The sequence below is a fragment of the Bartonella sp. CM31XJBT genome (genome assembly GCF_028618555.1).
Taxonomy (GTDB): domain Bacteria; phylum Pseudomonadota; class Alphaproteobacteria; order Rhizobiales; family Rhizobiaceae; genus Bartonella.
Window position 1 is genome coordinate 46,968 of sequence record NZ_JAQITD010000001.1, and the last position, 15,878, is coordinate 62,845.

The 15,878-nt window shown below is 37.9% G+C and carries 12 protein-coding genes; 4 read left to right on the top strand and 8 right to left on the bottom strand.

Translation table 11 applies throughout. The annotated features are described in order from the left end of the window. Positions 1-23: 23 nt before the first annotated feature. From tsaD to PVV63_RS00200, 3 genes are all read left to right on the top strand, one after another. Entirely contained in the window at positions 24-1,118 is a 1,095-nt protein-coding gene (gene tsaD / locus PVV63_RS00190) for a tRNA (adenosine(37)-N6)-threonylcarbamoyltransferase complex transferase subunit TsaD (RefSeq protein WP_273790081.1), read from the top strand. Between the two features lie 587 nt (positions 1,119-1,705). Next, a complete protein-coding gene (locus tag PVV63_RS00195) occupies positions 1,706-2,140 on the top strand; it encodes an EVE domain-containing protein (protein ID WP_273790082.1) in 435 nt (144 codons plus the stop codon). 905 nt (positions 2,141-3,045) lie between these two features. Next, on the top strand, positions 3,046-3,726 hold the full coding sequence (locus PVV63_RS00200; protein WP_273790084.1) for a response regulator transcription factor: 681 nt from the start codon (positions 3,046-3,048) through the stop codon (positions 3,724-3,726). A 914-nt stretch (positions 3,727-4,640) separates the two neighbouring features. Here the strand turns inward: PVV63_RS00200 and PVV63_RS00205 are convergent. The 5 genes from PVV63_RS00205 to argH all read right to left on the bottom strand — a co-directional run bounded on the left by PVV63_RS00205 (position 4,641) and on the right by argH (position 11,110). Then, entirely contained in the window at positions 4,641-5,411 is a 771-nt protein-coding gene (locus PVV63_RS00205; protein ID WP_273790085.1) for a class I SAM-dependent methyltransferase, read from the bottom strand. A 222-nt stretch (positions 5,412-5,633) separates the two neighbouring features. Next, positions 5,634-8,063, bottom strand: a complete 2,430-nt coding sequence (locus PVV63_RS00210; RefSeq protein WP_273790086.1) for a TIGR02302 family protein — start codon at positions 8,061-8,063, stop codon at positions 5,634-5,636. Between the two features lie 126 nt (positions 8,064-8,189). Continuing rightward, positions 8,190-9,470, bottom strand: a complete 1,281-nt coding sequence (gene lysA / locus PVV63_RS00215; protein WP_273790087.1) for a diaminopimelate decarboxylase — start codon at positions 9,468-9,470, stop codon at positions 8,190-8,192. A gap of 8 nt (positions 9,471-9,478) precedes the next feature. After that, positions 9,479-9,658, bottom strand: a complete 180-nt coding sequence (locus tag PVV63_RS00220) for an LPS translocon maturation chaperone LptM (RefSeq protein WP_273790088.1) — start codon at positions 9,656-9,658, stop codon at positions 9,479-9,481. A gap of 51 nt (positions 9,659-9,709) precedes the next feature. Further along, a complete protein-coding gene (gene argH / locus PVV63_RS00225) occupies positions 9,710-11,110 on the bottom strand; it encodes an argininosuccinate lyase (protein WP_273790089.1) in 1,401 nt (466 codons plus the stop codon). A gap of 32 nt (positions 11,111-11,142) precedes the next feature. On the opposite strand from argH, the gene PVV63_RS00230 reads away from it, so the two are divergent. After that, positions 11,143-11,838: a TlpA disulfide reductase family protein gene (locus PVV63_RS00230; RefSeq protein WP_273790090.1), complete on the top strand. Its 696-nt coding sequence runs from the start codon at positions 11,143-11,145 to the stop codon at positions 11,836-11,838. A 2-nt stretch (positions 11,839-11,840) separates the two neighbouring features. On the opposite strand, the gene PVV63_RS00235 is transcribed toward PVV63_RS00230, so the two are convergent. The 3 genes from PVV63_RS00235 to PVV63_RS00245 form a co-directional block, all read right to left on the bottom strand. Then, the gene (locus PVV63_RS00235) at positions 11,841-12,317 is read right to left on the bottom strand and encodes a YaiI/YqxD family protein (protein WP_273790302.1); all 477 of its coding nucleotides are present in this window, start codon (positions 12,315-12,317) and stop codon (positions 11,841-11,843) included. A gap of 30 nt (positions 12,318-12,347) precedes the next feature. After that, positions 12,348-13,202 carry a YihY/virulence factor BrkB family protein gene (locus tag PVV63_RS00240; RefSeq protein WP_273790091.1) on the bottom strand — a complete coding sequence of 285 codons (855 nt, stop codon included), beginning with the start codon at positions 13,200-13,202 and terminating at the stop codon, positions 12,348-12,350. Between the two features lie 409 nt (positions 13,203-13,611). After that, entirely contained in the window at positions 13,612-14,541 is a 930-nt protein-coding gene (locus tag PVV63_RS00245; RefSeq protein ID WP_273790092.1) for a prephenate/arogenate dehydrogenase family protein, read from the bottom strand. Positions 14,542-15,878 lie beyond the last annotated feature (1,337 nt).

Consider the following 15,878-nt stretch of genomic DNA (forward strand, 5'->3'; position numbering starts at 1 on the left):
TTCAATATAAGGTTTTGTTTAAAATGCGTCTGCTGGGAATAGAAACAAGTTGTGATGAAACGGCAGCGGCTGTCATTGAATATAACAATGAATCAAACAGCCGAATTCTTTCCAATGTTGTTTGGAGTCAAATTGATCACCATGCACCTTACGGCGGTGTTGTTCCTGAAATTGCTGCTCGAGCCCATGTTGAAGTTCTTGATCATTTAATTCTGCAAGCACTAACAGAAGCAAACACAAAATTAAAAGATATTGATGGCATTGCAGCCACCAGTGGTCCTGGTTTGATAGGAGGATTGTTAGTAGGCGTTATGAGCGCAAAAGCACTCTCTCTTGCCACTGGCAAGCCATTTATTGCGGTAAATCACTTAGAGGGACATGCTTTAACAGCTGTGTTAACGCACAACGTCAGCTTTCCTTATTTATTACTTTTAGTTTCAGGGGGTCATACACAAACAATCATTGTTCATGGAGTAGGTAACTACCAACGTTTAGGAACCACTATTGATGATGCATTAGGAGAAGCATTTGATAAAACAGCAAAACTTTTAGGTCTTCCTTATCCTGGTGGACCAGCACTTGAAAAAGCAGCTTTATTTGGTGATAAAAATCGCATCCCTCTTCCACGACCTTTAAAAGGTGAAAAACGGTTAGATTTTTCTTTTTCAGGACTCAAAACTGCTGTTCGACAAGCCGCAACAGCCATAGCTCCCCTTACAGAAAATGATATTGCTGACATTGCCGCAAGTTTTCAAGCCGCTGTGACCGATACAGTACATGATCGTATTCACCTAGCCCTACAACACTTTACCCACCAATATCCTCTCTCTCATGATCAAGAAAAGCGTTCTCCTGCTTTGGTTGTCGCAGGCGGTGTTGCCGCAAACCAAGCCATTCGCTCTACGTTGCAAGAACTTGCCCATCAACATGGTTTTGAATTTATAGCCCCTCCTCTTTCCTTGTGTACCGATAATGCTGCAATGATTGCTTTTGCCGGTGCACAAAAACTCGCACGAGGAGAAACAAGCTCTCTTGACATTGCACCCCGCTCACGCTGGCCATTAGATGAAAACGCCGCGCCCTTGATCGGGATGGGACGCCGTGGAACAAAAGCATAATAAAATTGACGTCCCACACACACCTTAAAGAATGAAGATTTCTACTCAATCCGGTTTATAGATAGCCCGAATTCTCTATCGAGCAGATTCCAACCTGCTTCCCATTCACACAATTCACTTAACCCAAAGCTCGACACGTAAACCTAAATATTCACCACATATTCTGAAAACCTTCATGTTTCAAGAAACTGCCTTATATCATTACATTTCAAATGACGGTATTTTACAGCATAATAAGATCTACTCTCTCCCACGAAGCATAGATATGAATGCCATTCGTTGACCTCTTCATCTTTGACCATTCATTCGTTTCATTATCATTGTAATCTTAAAGCTTTTTAGAACCAATTTTCTTCATTTTTTCCCAAAAACTCTTATAGTGACCGCATTTCAAACCATAGCTGAAAAGATAAGAAAAGAGCAAAATACCTTTATACAACATGAAATATCAATGGAGCGCGTCTCTCTATTTTGAAACAAGAAAAAACAGATAATAGCCGTTCTTTACCCCATTTTAAAAATCATCGTTGATGGTATTACAAAGATACTTATAAAAATACATAACAGTCTATGAAAAAGGAGAACTCATGGCTTATTGGCTTTTTAAATCTGAACCCCATAAATGGTCATGGGAGATGCAAAAGAAAAAAGGAGTTAATGGCGAACAATGGGATGGTGTACGCAATTATCAAGCCCGTAATAATATGCGCGCTATGAAATATGGCGATAAAGGTTTTTTTTATCATTCAAATAAAGGTTTAGAAATTGTAGGAATTGTAGAAATATGTGCTGAAGCGCACCCTGATTCTACAAGCTCTGATCCACGCTGGGAATGTGTGGACATCCGTGCACTTTGTGACATGCCAACACCTGTTTCATTAAAACAAATTAAAGCCAATCCCAAACTAGCAAATATGGTGCTGGTCAAAGCCAGCCGCTTATCAGTGCAACCCGTAACAGAAGATGAATGGAAAGAAGTCTGTTTGATGGGCAACCTTAAGGAGGAAATGCTTTTATCTTAAAACAATAGTTTTTTATTCATTAACTCATATAAAAAGATGCTTCGTAGCGCAGAAGAATAAGCTCAACACATCCTTCTGTTGAGGTATTCTTATGCTAAATGCATAAATATGATATTTTTTTGTCATTTTTTATCCTGCACTCTTTCTCAATACAGTCTCCTTCCAAATTACACAAAAAACCTCTTTATGATGCATCTTTTCGGCATTGCTAAAGGCAAAGCTTGCTCAACGATTATAATAAGCACCACCACGAACATAACACACAATCCCCTTCACACACAAATGCAACAAAAAAACAAAACTGAACGTGGATAAAAACAATAAAAACGATCGTGAAGTTCTCCTAAACAGTGCATATGTGCTAGGTGTTGCACAATTCTCTTCACGCTTAAAAAACGCATCATATTGCGTGTTCATTGTTTTGCATGTTGGACGAGTGCGCCTCATGCCGCAGGATTCTCTCATTCCCAACCTGTTTATATTGAATCAATCAAAAGCTATTTGCTTGCACATTACAAGCGGAGAAAGTCCCATATGGATAAAAACCGTGAAAGAAAGGACTAAAAATTCCTCCTATGAATCGTCTCAAGTGCCAAGGACTATCCGCAACACCCACGAGCTGGCAAAGTGAATGATAGTGCTAGCTTGTTTCTCCATAAAGCGTAAAGATGATGACACTCAATAGCTAAAACACGTTCTAGAACATAAAAAACGCTTCCAACCAATACGTAAAATACTCTGCAGACGGAATACCTTCTTTTCAGCAAGCAACCATTAGAAATTATAAAAGTTTATTTTTTAGAAACGCTCTTTTTTAATTTTTCTCTTTTAATTTTTCTTGCATGAAATCTCATTTTTCATGAAACTATACCAATCAGTGCATCAACATGCCTATAAGGAACAACATGAACCACTATACTCTTTTAATCGTTGAAGATGATGATCTACGCCCCATTTTAGTAGAACAATTGCAAATGCATCAAGAGTTTAAAATTTTCCAAGCAAAAACAGCAGAAGCGGGAATGAGAATAATCCAAGAAGAAAATATTGATCTCACTATTTTGGGACTTCAACTTCCTGATCTTGATGGTTGCAAAGCAGTTAAACAATTACGCTCCCAAGGATTTCGTGCCCCCATTATCATGATAACGAATTATGATACAGACTGCGATAATATTTTAGATCTTGAAACAGGCGCCAATGATTATGTGACAAAACCCTTTCGCTTTGCGGTGTTATTAGCGAGAATTCGAGCACAGTTGCGCCAATATGAACAAAATGAAGACGCAACCTTTCATATTGGTCCCTATACTTTTAAACTAAGACAAAAACTTCTTCTTGATCAATGCAACAATAAAATCTGTCTCACAGAAAAAGAAGCAGCGATCCTTAAATGTCTCTATTATGCCAATGATAAAATTGTCAGCCGTGAAACATTGTTAGAACAAGTTTGGGGATATAATGAAAATATTGTCACCCATACTTTAGAAACCCACATCTATCGTTTGCGACAAAAAATCGAAAACGATCCCTCCAATGCACAAATTCTCATGACAGATCAAAATGGTTACCGTTTAAATCTTTAATTCGAGATTTACTGTTTCAAAAATAATTTTAATATCCTAAATGAAAACAGAAACGAGATGAAAAAAACTTCGCGTATAATTCAAATGCTATTACATAAAACTTACTCTTATCTGTACTCTTATAACAAAATATATAACATTATGAATAAAAAACGAAATATTCAACATGAGAACCAGAAACAAAAATGCTTTCAAACCTCACGATATACTTTGTAACTTCTGTTTCACATACTTTTGTTCTTTCTAAAATTTTTAATATGTTCCGCATATAAATAATCGTGATATCTTTTAGCAACATTCTTGATCATAACTATCATCTTTAGATGAGTGCTATTTATGATTATTTTTTTCAGAAAAACCGCTCCACGCAATGCTTTATCTCATATTCACTAGCCTAAATTGAGAGATGTTTTTTATCTTTATAGTTTTCCTCCATTCTTTATGATTTTATCTCCTCTTAAGAGGTTGTATAATTAATGATATAACGCTAAATGTTTATCCTAACGATAAAGCCACTGAGCACCACCATCTTTACCCTTATAAAAGAACAAGCCGACACCATCACACACTTATGTTAGATTTCAATGTTGCAGAGGAGCCCTTGACACTTGAGAGATGGTTCATAAGAAGCATTTTAATCCTTCCTTGTACAGTTTTTAACCACCATGAACCATATTATGCAAGATCCCTTGGATCTCTACTATTTTTATGCTTACGAAGATACCAGCATTTTTTCTCTTAAAATGTTTCCACTATTCATGAAATATGGTTCAGTATATAGATACTTGAGATTTTTTATTCACATGCCAATTCCACATATAATGTACAAAAGAATATTTTTTAATTGTAAATGCAAAAAATTGAAATAAGAGAATCCTTCTATATTTGCGGTTCTTATGCCAAAGGCAAAATGATTAATTATCTTTATAAATTAAAATATTTCGCACTTGTGGTGATAACGCAGGAATAAAAATACGTCGCGACTGACGACGCTGTACGAGCAAACCCTGATAAACACGTTTTTGTGCCTGACACATTAAGAGTCCACCAAAATAAGGCAAAAGATAGCGTGCAAATGGCTCATAAAAAAATGAGAACAACCGCGAAACATAACCCGTAGAGGGCATATAATGTACAATTTCTTGTATTGGCCCAGAAACAAAATTTGTTTTTTCAAACAAACGAGTAATTTGTTGCCGACTATAGGGTTCGCCATAACCAAAGGGCGTAGTAATATTGCGCGCCCAAAAGCCAGAGCGATTAGGTACAATAACGATCAAGTGGCCATTGGGTGCTAAAACACGCCATATTTCATTCAACGTTTCAAACGAATTTTCTGTATATTCTAATGCATGTACCAATAAAATACAGTCAACTGACGCATCAGGAAGTGGCAAATCTTCTTCAAAAACAAGCGCTGTAGCAACTTGCTCAGCACAAGGCCAAGGCGAAGCACCCTGAGAAGCTGGCATAAAAGCAAAACATTGTTGGGCACGTTCACGCAATGTAGACAGATAAGGAAGCGCATAACCCAACCCCATAATCCGTTTATCCGTAAGATCAGGCCACCATAAATTCAATTGGTCACACAGCGTCTTTTGCACACGCAGCCCAAGTGCAGAAGCATAAAAATCTTTCAGCGTAACGATATCCAACTCAACATACCATGTAGAAACAAATTTCAAACATTACAGATTTTCATATACCAAACTTATATGGACTTCTGCTCTTTTTCCGCAATAGCGAACATTTTAATATTTCATATTTTAAACTTAAATGATCAAAAAATCAGTACAGCAGGATAATTATTGCCTTACAAGCACTTTAATCATTTTTGGGGAGATGAACTCCATAGAGGTTCTTCATACACTGTTTTTGACATCAATTAAGAAAAAAGCCAACATTGGTTAATTAAAATGAAGCAATCTTTCAAGATAGTTTTTTTCTTCTTCTGAAAGATGCTCTTTACCAAGACGTTTGCGAATTTCATCCAAAATCTGCCGCGTACGCATTTGATCACTTTCTTGTGGTAGTGCCTCACCTTCTTGTTCTTCATCTGTTTTTGAAGAAAGTGGACGTCCTAACGGATCTTTAGGACCAGAATCAGCATTTTGATCATCTCCCGTTTCTTTGAGTGTTTCGCGCATTTTTTTCAAAACATTTTGTGCACCTTGCCTCAAAGATTCCAAAGCATCAGACTGATTTTGTATAGATACCTGATGATTTCCATTATCAAGAGCATTTTCCGCAGAATTCATTTTTTCTTCTGCCCTTTTCAACGCGCCCCCTGTTTCAAATCCTTGTTCTAATAATTCTTTTTCTAATGTTGATAATTCAGACTGCAATTCAGCTTGACGTTTTTTTAAAGATTTTTTTTGTGTTTCTGGCACATCTTCTCCGCGTTTTTGTTCCATCTCTAACTGATGTGTTTCATTGAGAATTTCTTGCTGACGACGCATTAAATCTCCAAGCTGGTCCATCTTTTCTTTCATTTGTGCAGATTGGCTTTTTTCTCCCTCATTTTGATTGCCTTTTTGCACATGCAAATGATCAAGCGTCTGTTCAACTTCCGCCAAGAGTTGTTCAGCTGCTAAAGAAGAGCCCGTTTTAGCCATTTCCTCAATTAAATTTAGTTTTTCTTGTAATGTAGATTCAGAAAGATTAGGACTTTTTGAGCTTTTAGAATTTTTAGAAACTTGACTATCCGGTGCTTTTTCAGCCAAAGCACGAATATACTCATCCATAGCTTGACGTAAATCTGCCATAAGCCGTTCAATTTCTGCCGCTGAAGCACCGTAACGCAGTGCATCACGTAAAGCAGCTTGTGCTTGTTTTAACTTTTTTTGCACGGATTCAAGCTGATTATCTTCAATACCCAAAGCAATTTGCCATAAATAATCCACCACATCGCGCAAATCCTCGTCTGTTTGTGCTAAAGAAAGTCTTGTCCACGCACTTTGTAGAACAATAAAATGCGATGCATTTTGCAACCCCTTTTCTGGACGCACAAGCAAAGCAGAAAGCATATCCAATACACGCTCTTTCACAGAAGCATCAAGAGCTAATAGACGACGCAATTCAACCACTGCGCGTGCAACAGGATTCGAAAAAACACGCTGTGGTAATATCATAACAAAAGTTTTGCTACGCCCTTTCTGCTCCGCACCATCTTCTGCCACCAAAGTAATTTTGACTTGCGAACCTGCCCATGGATGCGCTGATATATCCTGCACCATTCGCATTTTCCCCTTTCCACCACGCGGAAGAAGAAGCTCTATTTCCGGAGCATTATAAAGAGAAGAAGCACTTTTATTCTGAGGAAGAAAAGGCTCTATTTCAACAAAAGCCTTTGTCACACCATAATCATCATCCACCACATATCGTAACTCCAACGATCCCGTTAAAATCCTCCCTGGTTTTTCTAACCAATGAATTGTCGGAAGCTTGTCCTTAATTATCTGCAAATGCCACTGCTGTTTTTTACGACGTGATGATACAAATAAATTTATTGAATGCTTTAAATGTGTTTCAAAATGAACGATTGGATCATTCAAAGCTGTTTGTTCCGTTTTCTCTGAAAACGAAACTTCCCTCCCATCTTCTACAGACTTTGCTTTTACTGTAATACCAGCTCCATTGACAACACGCACAACAACATTACTCCCTTCAGGGATTTCTAGTTGTGTTTTCTCATCTTTTGTCAAATAAATCGGTGCCACACCGGTATAAGCTGGGGGTGTTACCCAAGCATCAATCCGCATGAGTTTTTCATCAACGACAGGACGAAAATCAAAGGCATCAGCCAAACGCCCCCCTTGTGAACCAAAAGAAAAACTAAAAGCGCACACAAAAAGAAGAGCACACAAAGCCCTCAAAGCCAAAGGATCATAATCCGCACTATTAAGAGAGATAAATCCAGTTTTTAAATGGTATAATTGCTTTGCCATTCGGCGTTGATGTTCACGCCAAATAACAGCACTAAAATCTTCATCATTTTCAGAACATAAACGATCTGTCTGAATATTCAAAGGCTGGTGTCTAAGATCATTGACGCGTTCAAGGCGGCAATTTACTTCCCGCATTGTGGGAAACCGAAAACGAATAAGAAAAAACAAACTTGCCCCAGCACAAACAAGTATAACCCCAAGTAAGAGCAAATGTGACCAATAGCCCAAAATGCCAAAAAGTCCCAACCAGCTAAACGAACAAAAGAGACTAAGAACGAGGAAAAATGGCAACAACCGTACCCACATCCGTTCAAATGAAAGGATCCCCCACATCAAAATGCGCACACACAAAAGCTTCATTGCAAAACCTTTGATGTTTTTATTTTTCATAAACAAGCATTTATCCCCTTTTATCGTGGTGCATTAAGATCATAAACCCCATACAAAACAATTTCTAGAAAATAAATTGTTTCATCAAAGTTTAGTAAAAATAAGACCCAAAATATTTAATAATGCTCAATCTAATTTGGGCTCAATCCAATCTGGAATATGATCACATCCTATCAATTGTGCATAATCAAGGCGTGGACGAATGACTGCATAACGTGTATCCTGAACCAAAACTTCCGGCACCAAAAGTCGACTATTATAAGTGCTTGCCATCACTGCGCCATAAGCCCCTGCTCCTGTTAACATCAAAACATCACCCGCTTTCAACACTGGTAAAGAACGTTCCAAGCCTAAATAATCACCAGTTTCACAAATAGGACCAACAATATCAGCATTAATCAGAGGGGCATCTACTGGTGTTTTTTTCACTGGCATTACATTTTGCCACGCATCATAAAGCGTTGGACGCATGAAATCATTCATCGCCGCATCAACAATAACAAAATTTCGTCCTTCCCCCTTTTTTAAATACACAACCGATGTCACCAACACACCAGCCTCACCAACAATACTACGCCCAGGTTCTAAGATAATATTAATCCCTAAAGGCGCAATATGTTTCTTTACCAGTGCTGCATACTCAAAAGGAGAAGGTACTGGATGCTGCTCATAACCATAAGAAATACCAAGCCCGCCCCCAATATCGATATGGGTTATCGCATAACCATTATTCCATAATTGACGCACAAAATCTGCAACAATAACAAATGCATCTTCAAACGGTTTTAAATCACAAATTTGACTGCCAATATGGAGATCAACACCACACACATGAAGACCGGGCAATTGGGCTGCTTTTTTATATGCATCACCCGCCAAAGACAGTGGAATACCAAATTTATTCTCAGACTTACCTGTTGTAATTTTCTTGTGAGTCTTAGCATCCACATCAGGATTAATACGTAAAGAAATACGAGCCGTTTTTGAAAGCGCAGCAGCCCGCGCCGATAATTGTTCAAGTTCTGGCTCTGATTCAACGTTAAAACAATAAATATCTTGTGCAAGAGCAAAATCTATTTCTTTCACTGTTTTACCAACACCAGAATAAACAATATTCTGCGCAGGAATACCAACAGCAAGTGCACGCCGTAATTCCCCTTCTGAGACCACATCAGCTCCCGCTCCATTGTTAGCTAAAAGTTGTAAAACCGCTTGATTGGAATTCGCTTTAACCGCATAAGCAATTAAACTCGGCATATTATGAAATGCATTCTGATAATCTTTAAAATGTGCAACGATTGCGCTAGCTGAATAACAATAAAAAGGTGTTTCAACTTTCCGCGCAAGTTCCAAAAGCGAAAGACCTTCAGCGTGGAGCACACCCTGATGATAAGAAAAAAAACGCATAAAAATCCCTATTGTATCAACCTATCAAGAATAAAAGGTTTATCTGTTTTGCCTTGAGGAACAAAAGTTCCTTGTGAAGAATTCACTCCTGTTGAAGGAGGTAACTCTAATGACCCTTTACGCCCACACCCAACGATACCCAAGCCCCCCAAAAGGACAATCATCACCCCCTTTAATATAATTTTCATCTGTCCTCTTTCCTCATCTCGATCTCTTTTTTACCTTTAAAATACAATCACTCAAGCGCTCACGAGACGCTTTTTCCAATACGCAATTTGCCGAAAAACCTCTGAAGGCGCTGTTCCCCCAAAGCTTTTGCGACTTTCAACAGATTTTTCAACGGTCAAAACATCAAAAAGTGTCGCATTGATATCAGGACAAATTGCTTGAAGTTCATCTAATGATAAATCATGGAGGCGACACTGTTTTTTTTCTGCCAATGCCACAGCACACCCTGTGATGTGATGTGCTTCGCGAAAAGGAATCTCTGATTCGCGTACAAGCCAATCAGCAAAATCTGTAGCTGTTGCATACCCTAAATCCGCTGCTTGTTTCATGGCTTTTTTATTCACTTTCAAATCAGCAATCATCCCTGTCATTGCTGCTAGTGATAATTCCAAACTCAAAGCCCCATCAAACACATATTCTTTATCTTCTTGCATATCCTTTGAATAAGCAAGCGGTAATCCTTTCATCACCGTTAACAATCCCATAAGCGCACCATTCAATCGACCTGCTTTCGCTCGTACTAACTCTGCCGCATCAGGATTTCTCTTTTGTGGCATAATAGACGAACCCGTTGAAAAAGCATCTGATAAATGAATAAAACAAAACTGTTCACTTGACCAAAGAATTATTTCTTCTGCTAAACGTGAAAGATGTGTTGCACAAAGAGCGCCAGCGCTTAAAAATTCCAATGCAAAGTCACGATCTGAAACACTATCAATTGAATTGCGTGTAGGTTCGCGAAAGCCTAGCGCTTTTGCTGTCATAAAACGGTCAATTGGAAAGCCTGTCCCCGCTAAAGCAGCCGCTCCTAAAGGCGATTCATTCATTCGCTCAAGAGCATCACGCATCCGCGATAAATCTCGACCAAACATTTCAACATAAGCCATCATATAATGACCCAATGTTACGGGTTGAGCCAATTGTAAATGCGTAAAGCCTGGCATAAAGGTATCAACATGTTGTTCTGCGCGAATAAGTAATTGCTCTATCAATCCTTTTAAAGCTTGTGCTATCTTTTGCGTTGCTTCACGTACCCACAAGCGAAAATCAACAGCAACTTGATCATTGCGTGAACGCGCCGTATGCAAACGCCCAGCTACAGGACCTATCAATTCGCTCAGCCGCGCTTCAATATTCATATGAATATCTTCAAGCTTTCGTGAAAAAACAAATTTACCGTCTTCAATTTCTTGGCGAATAAGTTTCAAACCATGAACAATTTTTTCATAATCTGATTGTGAAATGATTTTCGTTTGCGCTAACATAGCTGCATGAGAAAGAGAACCTTCAATATCTTGTCGATAAAGTTTTTGATCAAAATCAATAGAAGCATTAATTTCTTCCATAATTGCAGCAGGGCCTGCCGCAAACCGACCACCCCACATTTGGTTCTTTAACTTCTCATCTGTCATATTCTGAAAACACCCATCCAAAGGACAAAATTATGATTTTTCAAATTTTCATCAGCAAAAAAAACAATAAAAAAAGGCAACTTTCCCTTGCATTCTTTATCATTGCATTGAGTTTATACGCAACCATAAACTACGATACCAAAAGAGAGTTTTTTCTTTTCAATTTCATTTCAGCAGCACAAGCACAAGAAATAAACATTAATAAAGCACGAGCAGAAAAAATGATGGCGATACGAAAAGCAGCAAAAGGCTTTTTTAGCCACATACGATTTGCTGATACGCCCTCAGATATGAATAAACTCTCTTTCAAGGATATTCTAGGAAAAGAGCACACACTCAGCGAATTTACTGGAAAACCAATGCTGGTCAATCTATGGGCTATTTGGTGTGCACCTTGCCGCACAGAAATGCCTGAACTTGCGCAATTAAAACGTGAATTAGGTGGAGAAAACTTTGATGTCATAGCTATTAATATCGATAAAACTGCTTCTCCTGAAAAAATTCAGCAATTTTTACAGAATATTCATTCAGATAATTTGCTTTACTATCGCGATGAAACAATGGATATTTTCAACAATGTTAGAAAACAGGGGCTCGCTTTAGGACTCCCCATTACATTGCTCATTGATAAAGAGGGATATCTCATTGCTTCTTTCAATGGTGCAGCTCCATGGGCCAATGACGATGCCAAAGCACTTATAAAAGCAGTCATTAAAGAAGCCCTATAACTTTAATAACCGCGTCTTTTTAAACGTTGTATAACAAGATCCAGTGCTGACAAAAAAGCAGAACGGTCTTTACGAGAAAAAGGACGGGGACCACCTATTATACTGCCCTGTCCACGCAAATCTTCCATCAAATTGCGCATCGCCAAAGCCTGACCAATTGAATTTACATCAAAAATACGCCCCGTTGGCGAAAGACAAAAACCCCCAGCTTGCACAACCCGTGCTGCTAAAGGAATATCACTGGTAATAACGATACTTGCCTCATGCACATGTTCTACAATCCAATCATCAGCACCATTGAATTCACCAGCAACGACCACTCTTTCAATGAGTGCTTCATCTGGAAGGGACAAAGAACGATTTGCCACAACAAATGTCTTAAGCTGATAACGATTCATCACACGATAAACTTCATCTTTTACAGGACAAGCATCCGCATCAATCAACAAAGTGATAGCAGGCTTTATTGGGATATTCATACCTTGGCTTTCAAGCAATAATAAGCTCTTTCATTCATCTGAATGTTGCAAATCCTTGCGATAAAACATTATCGCCGCGTTTATTTCTCCTCCCAAAATAAAAATTGCACTCAATATGTAGAGAAAAATAATAGCAACCATAATAGATGCCAACCCTGCATAGGTAGAAATATAATCAAACATCGTTAAATATTGCGCAAAAGCGATAGAAGCCATAAACCATATAAACATTGTCACCACTATTCCTGGTAAAATATCTATAATTTTCCGCCGCCCTGCTGGAAGCCATTTATGAACAATCAAAAGACTGATAAACAAAATAACGATTGCAACTGTATAACGCCATACACGAATAACAGCAATATATTCAGTCATAAAAAAAGAATGATTTTGCATAATTTTGATCAACAAAGGCGCCAGAATCAATAAAAAGCTAATCACAACAAGACCAACAGCTCCAAGGATTACAAAAAACAGACTTTGAAAACGACAAAATAACAAACTCCGTCGATCAGTAACACGGTAAGCTTTATTTAAAGCCGTACGCAAAGCCTCTATCCCATTAGAAGCAAAATAAGCCGCTCCAATGACAGAAAGCGTCAACACACCTCCTCGATGAATGGTTAAAACATTGACAATTTCCTGAGATAAAGGCTCTGCAATAACATCAGGCAATAACTGCACCAGTGCTTTAATTTTTTGCGGTGTATAGGTAAAAGCCCCTAGAAAACGAGCAAACGATGTTCCAAAAATAAAAAAAGGGAAAAATGCTAAAAGCCCCGATAGCGCAACATGGCTTGCAAAAGCACTCCCATTATCACGCCAATAATGACTTACTGCGTCACCCAAAATACGATAGCTATACCAAAAGATATTTTTTAACAAAACTCAATACTTTCTGGTAAAACTCTTCCTCAGTCTATTTCAAGTTTTATAAAAATCATCAAAACTCTGCAAATAAACATTTTGCAATGTTGCAATATAAAGGTCAATAATCAATACGGTCAAGCCCGACTTTATACCAAAACAAAAACAATAACCCACTCTATGAAGTTCTACAACGACCTCATTTTTTGTTACTTCTACAGATCAGTAACCTCTTCTGTACATCATATGCCCTATAGAGAGCTAAGCAAGATGATCGTGCACACATAAAACCTTTTGAAGTCATGATTATCTGTATCGGAGCAATCGCCCCTCCTTTTTATTGCAATCTATGACTGAATAAAGAAAAAACTTCTTATCGATTTCTAGAAAAAACCAACGAAATTCAACAAAACCCCCTTGCTTTTATTCACCCTTTTTTAGAAACACTCTGACGTCCAAAATCAGGAGCATCAATTTCCTGTCCAGCATCAATAATATTGCGACGTACAGCACGCGTACGTGTAAAAAAGTTAAACAGTGTCTCACCATCTCCTAAATGAATTGCCCGTTCTAAAAAAGCAAGCCCCTCACTAAAACGGCTCAACATTTCTAAAATAGCATCCTTATTATGCAAACAAATATCTCGCCACATAACGGGATCAGAAGATGCTAAACGCGTAAAATCACGAAAACCGGAAGCGGAATAAGCAATCACTTCCGAATTTGTTACTTTTTCTAAATCACTCGCTGTCCCAACAGTATTATACGCAATCAAATGGGGTAAATGTGAAACAATAGCCAAAACAAGATCATGATGCTTAGGTTCCATCTTTTCGACACGCGCACCACAAGCTTCCCAAAACGCTGTTAATTGTGCGACAGCAGTAGCATCGCTATCCGCAAAAGGCGTTAAAATACACCAACGATTCATAAATAAATCAGCAAAACCAGCATCCGGTCCTGAATATTCCGTTCCAGCAATTGGATGCCCTGGAATAAAATGAACCGTTTTTGGCAATAAAGGTGCCATTTCCGCAATAACCAACGCTTTCGTAGAACCAACATCACTCACAATCGCTCCAAGTTTTAAATGATCACGAATAGTTTTTGCCACTTCTGCACTAGCTCCAACAGGAACAGAAAGAATAACCAAATCTGCTCCTTCAACAGCTTTTGCATTATCTGTCGTATAAAAATCCCCAAGCTCCAATTCACGCGCTCTTTTCAGGGTTTCTGGACGACGTGTTGCAATAGAAATCTGAGCCGCAAGATTTTTCTTTTTAATCACTCTTGCTAAAGAAGACCCAATCAGACCGATCCCAATGAGTGCTATTTTTTCAAACTGAATATGGAGCATCTTTCACCTTCAAAGATTCTTTGCAAATGGCAATAAAGACAATTGTAAAATCATAATTTTCTTGTTTGTTTGTTCAAGAGTTATGCGTAAAACATTAAAAAATGACAACTAGGGAATAAAGAATAACGCAGCTTACCAATTATCACCTGCGCAAGCTGACAACAGATCAATTTACCTAGAAAACACATAAAAAATAAATGACGAGAAATCTAACATCACGCTCTAAAACTCCCTCTTAATTACTGATCAAAGCGCATCACCGAAACAAAATAAAATGCACTCTCAATTAGGATAACAACGACTCTACATAAATCCCATCAGTTTACTTTATCTTACTAATTTACTCACAAAAAAACACATCAAAAGCGTAAGCAGACACTAACTCTTCTCCAATTATCCCGATACGTTCATTAATTTGTACATTAGACCTATATAAAAACGTATTACGACTCCACCTACAACATCAACATAAGTTTCGCGAATATTGAAAACACCGTAAAACAACGCATACCAAAAGATACCATTAAAAACATTTTCCTCTCCCGATTCCGGATACCATAAATAAAATAAATATGAGAAAAACACGCCCTCTCAATAAAGAAAAAGTTTGATAACAAAAACACTGAACATCCCTTTAATGGAATCACACCCCTCGCGTAAAATAGAACGCCCTAAATAGAATAGATTTGGATTACAAATTCATGCGTTTGTTTTAAAAAGGCATCTCGCTCCCCAGCCTATCTCACGACAATGTTCGTAAATGTTATAACTATAAATCCATTAAGCACGACCCTCTTTACACTTAATAAACACTATTATTATATTTTCCTACCCCCAATGTTGCAAAAAACCTTGGAATTTGAGAGCATTCATAAGAGGCATTTTTAGTGCTTTCTTGCACAGTTTTTATCCACACGCCCCCACTTATGACGTGTAAAAGACATTGTTCTGATTGATTCAATATAAAAAATAATAAATTATTAATAATAAACAATGGCTAGCTTTGTTTATGAGACACATTCATTGCTAAGATAATCATCTCTGTATCAAACATAAAAGTTTCCCCATAGGTGCTGTCGTTTTCATCATAATCTATTTTGACCTTCTCCTCATCCCACGAAGATTCTTAATTCATACAGATCTGCACACCGTTCATTTTCTTGTCTAAAAGATTCCTCTGGCTCACTATTTTATGTGATTCAATTAATCTATAGTATATTGATTTATAAAAATAATAATTTTTTTCAATTTGAATCATAACTTCGAATACTGTAAAATTCTTCCATCACAAACCCTCTTATCAATTAAAATCTCTTTTCTACACGTCACAAGAAGAC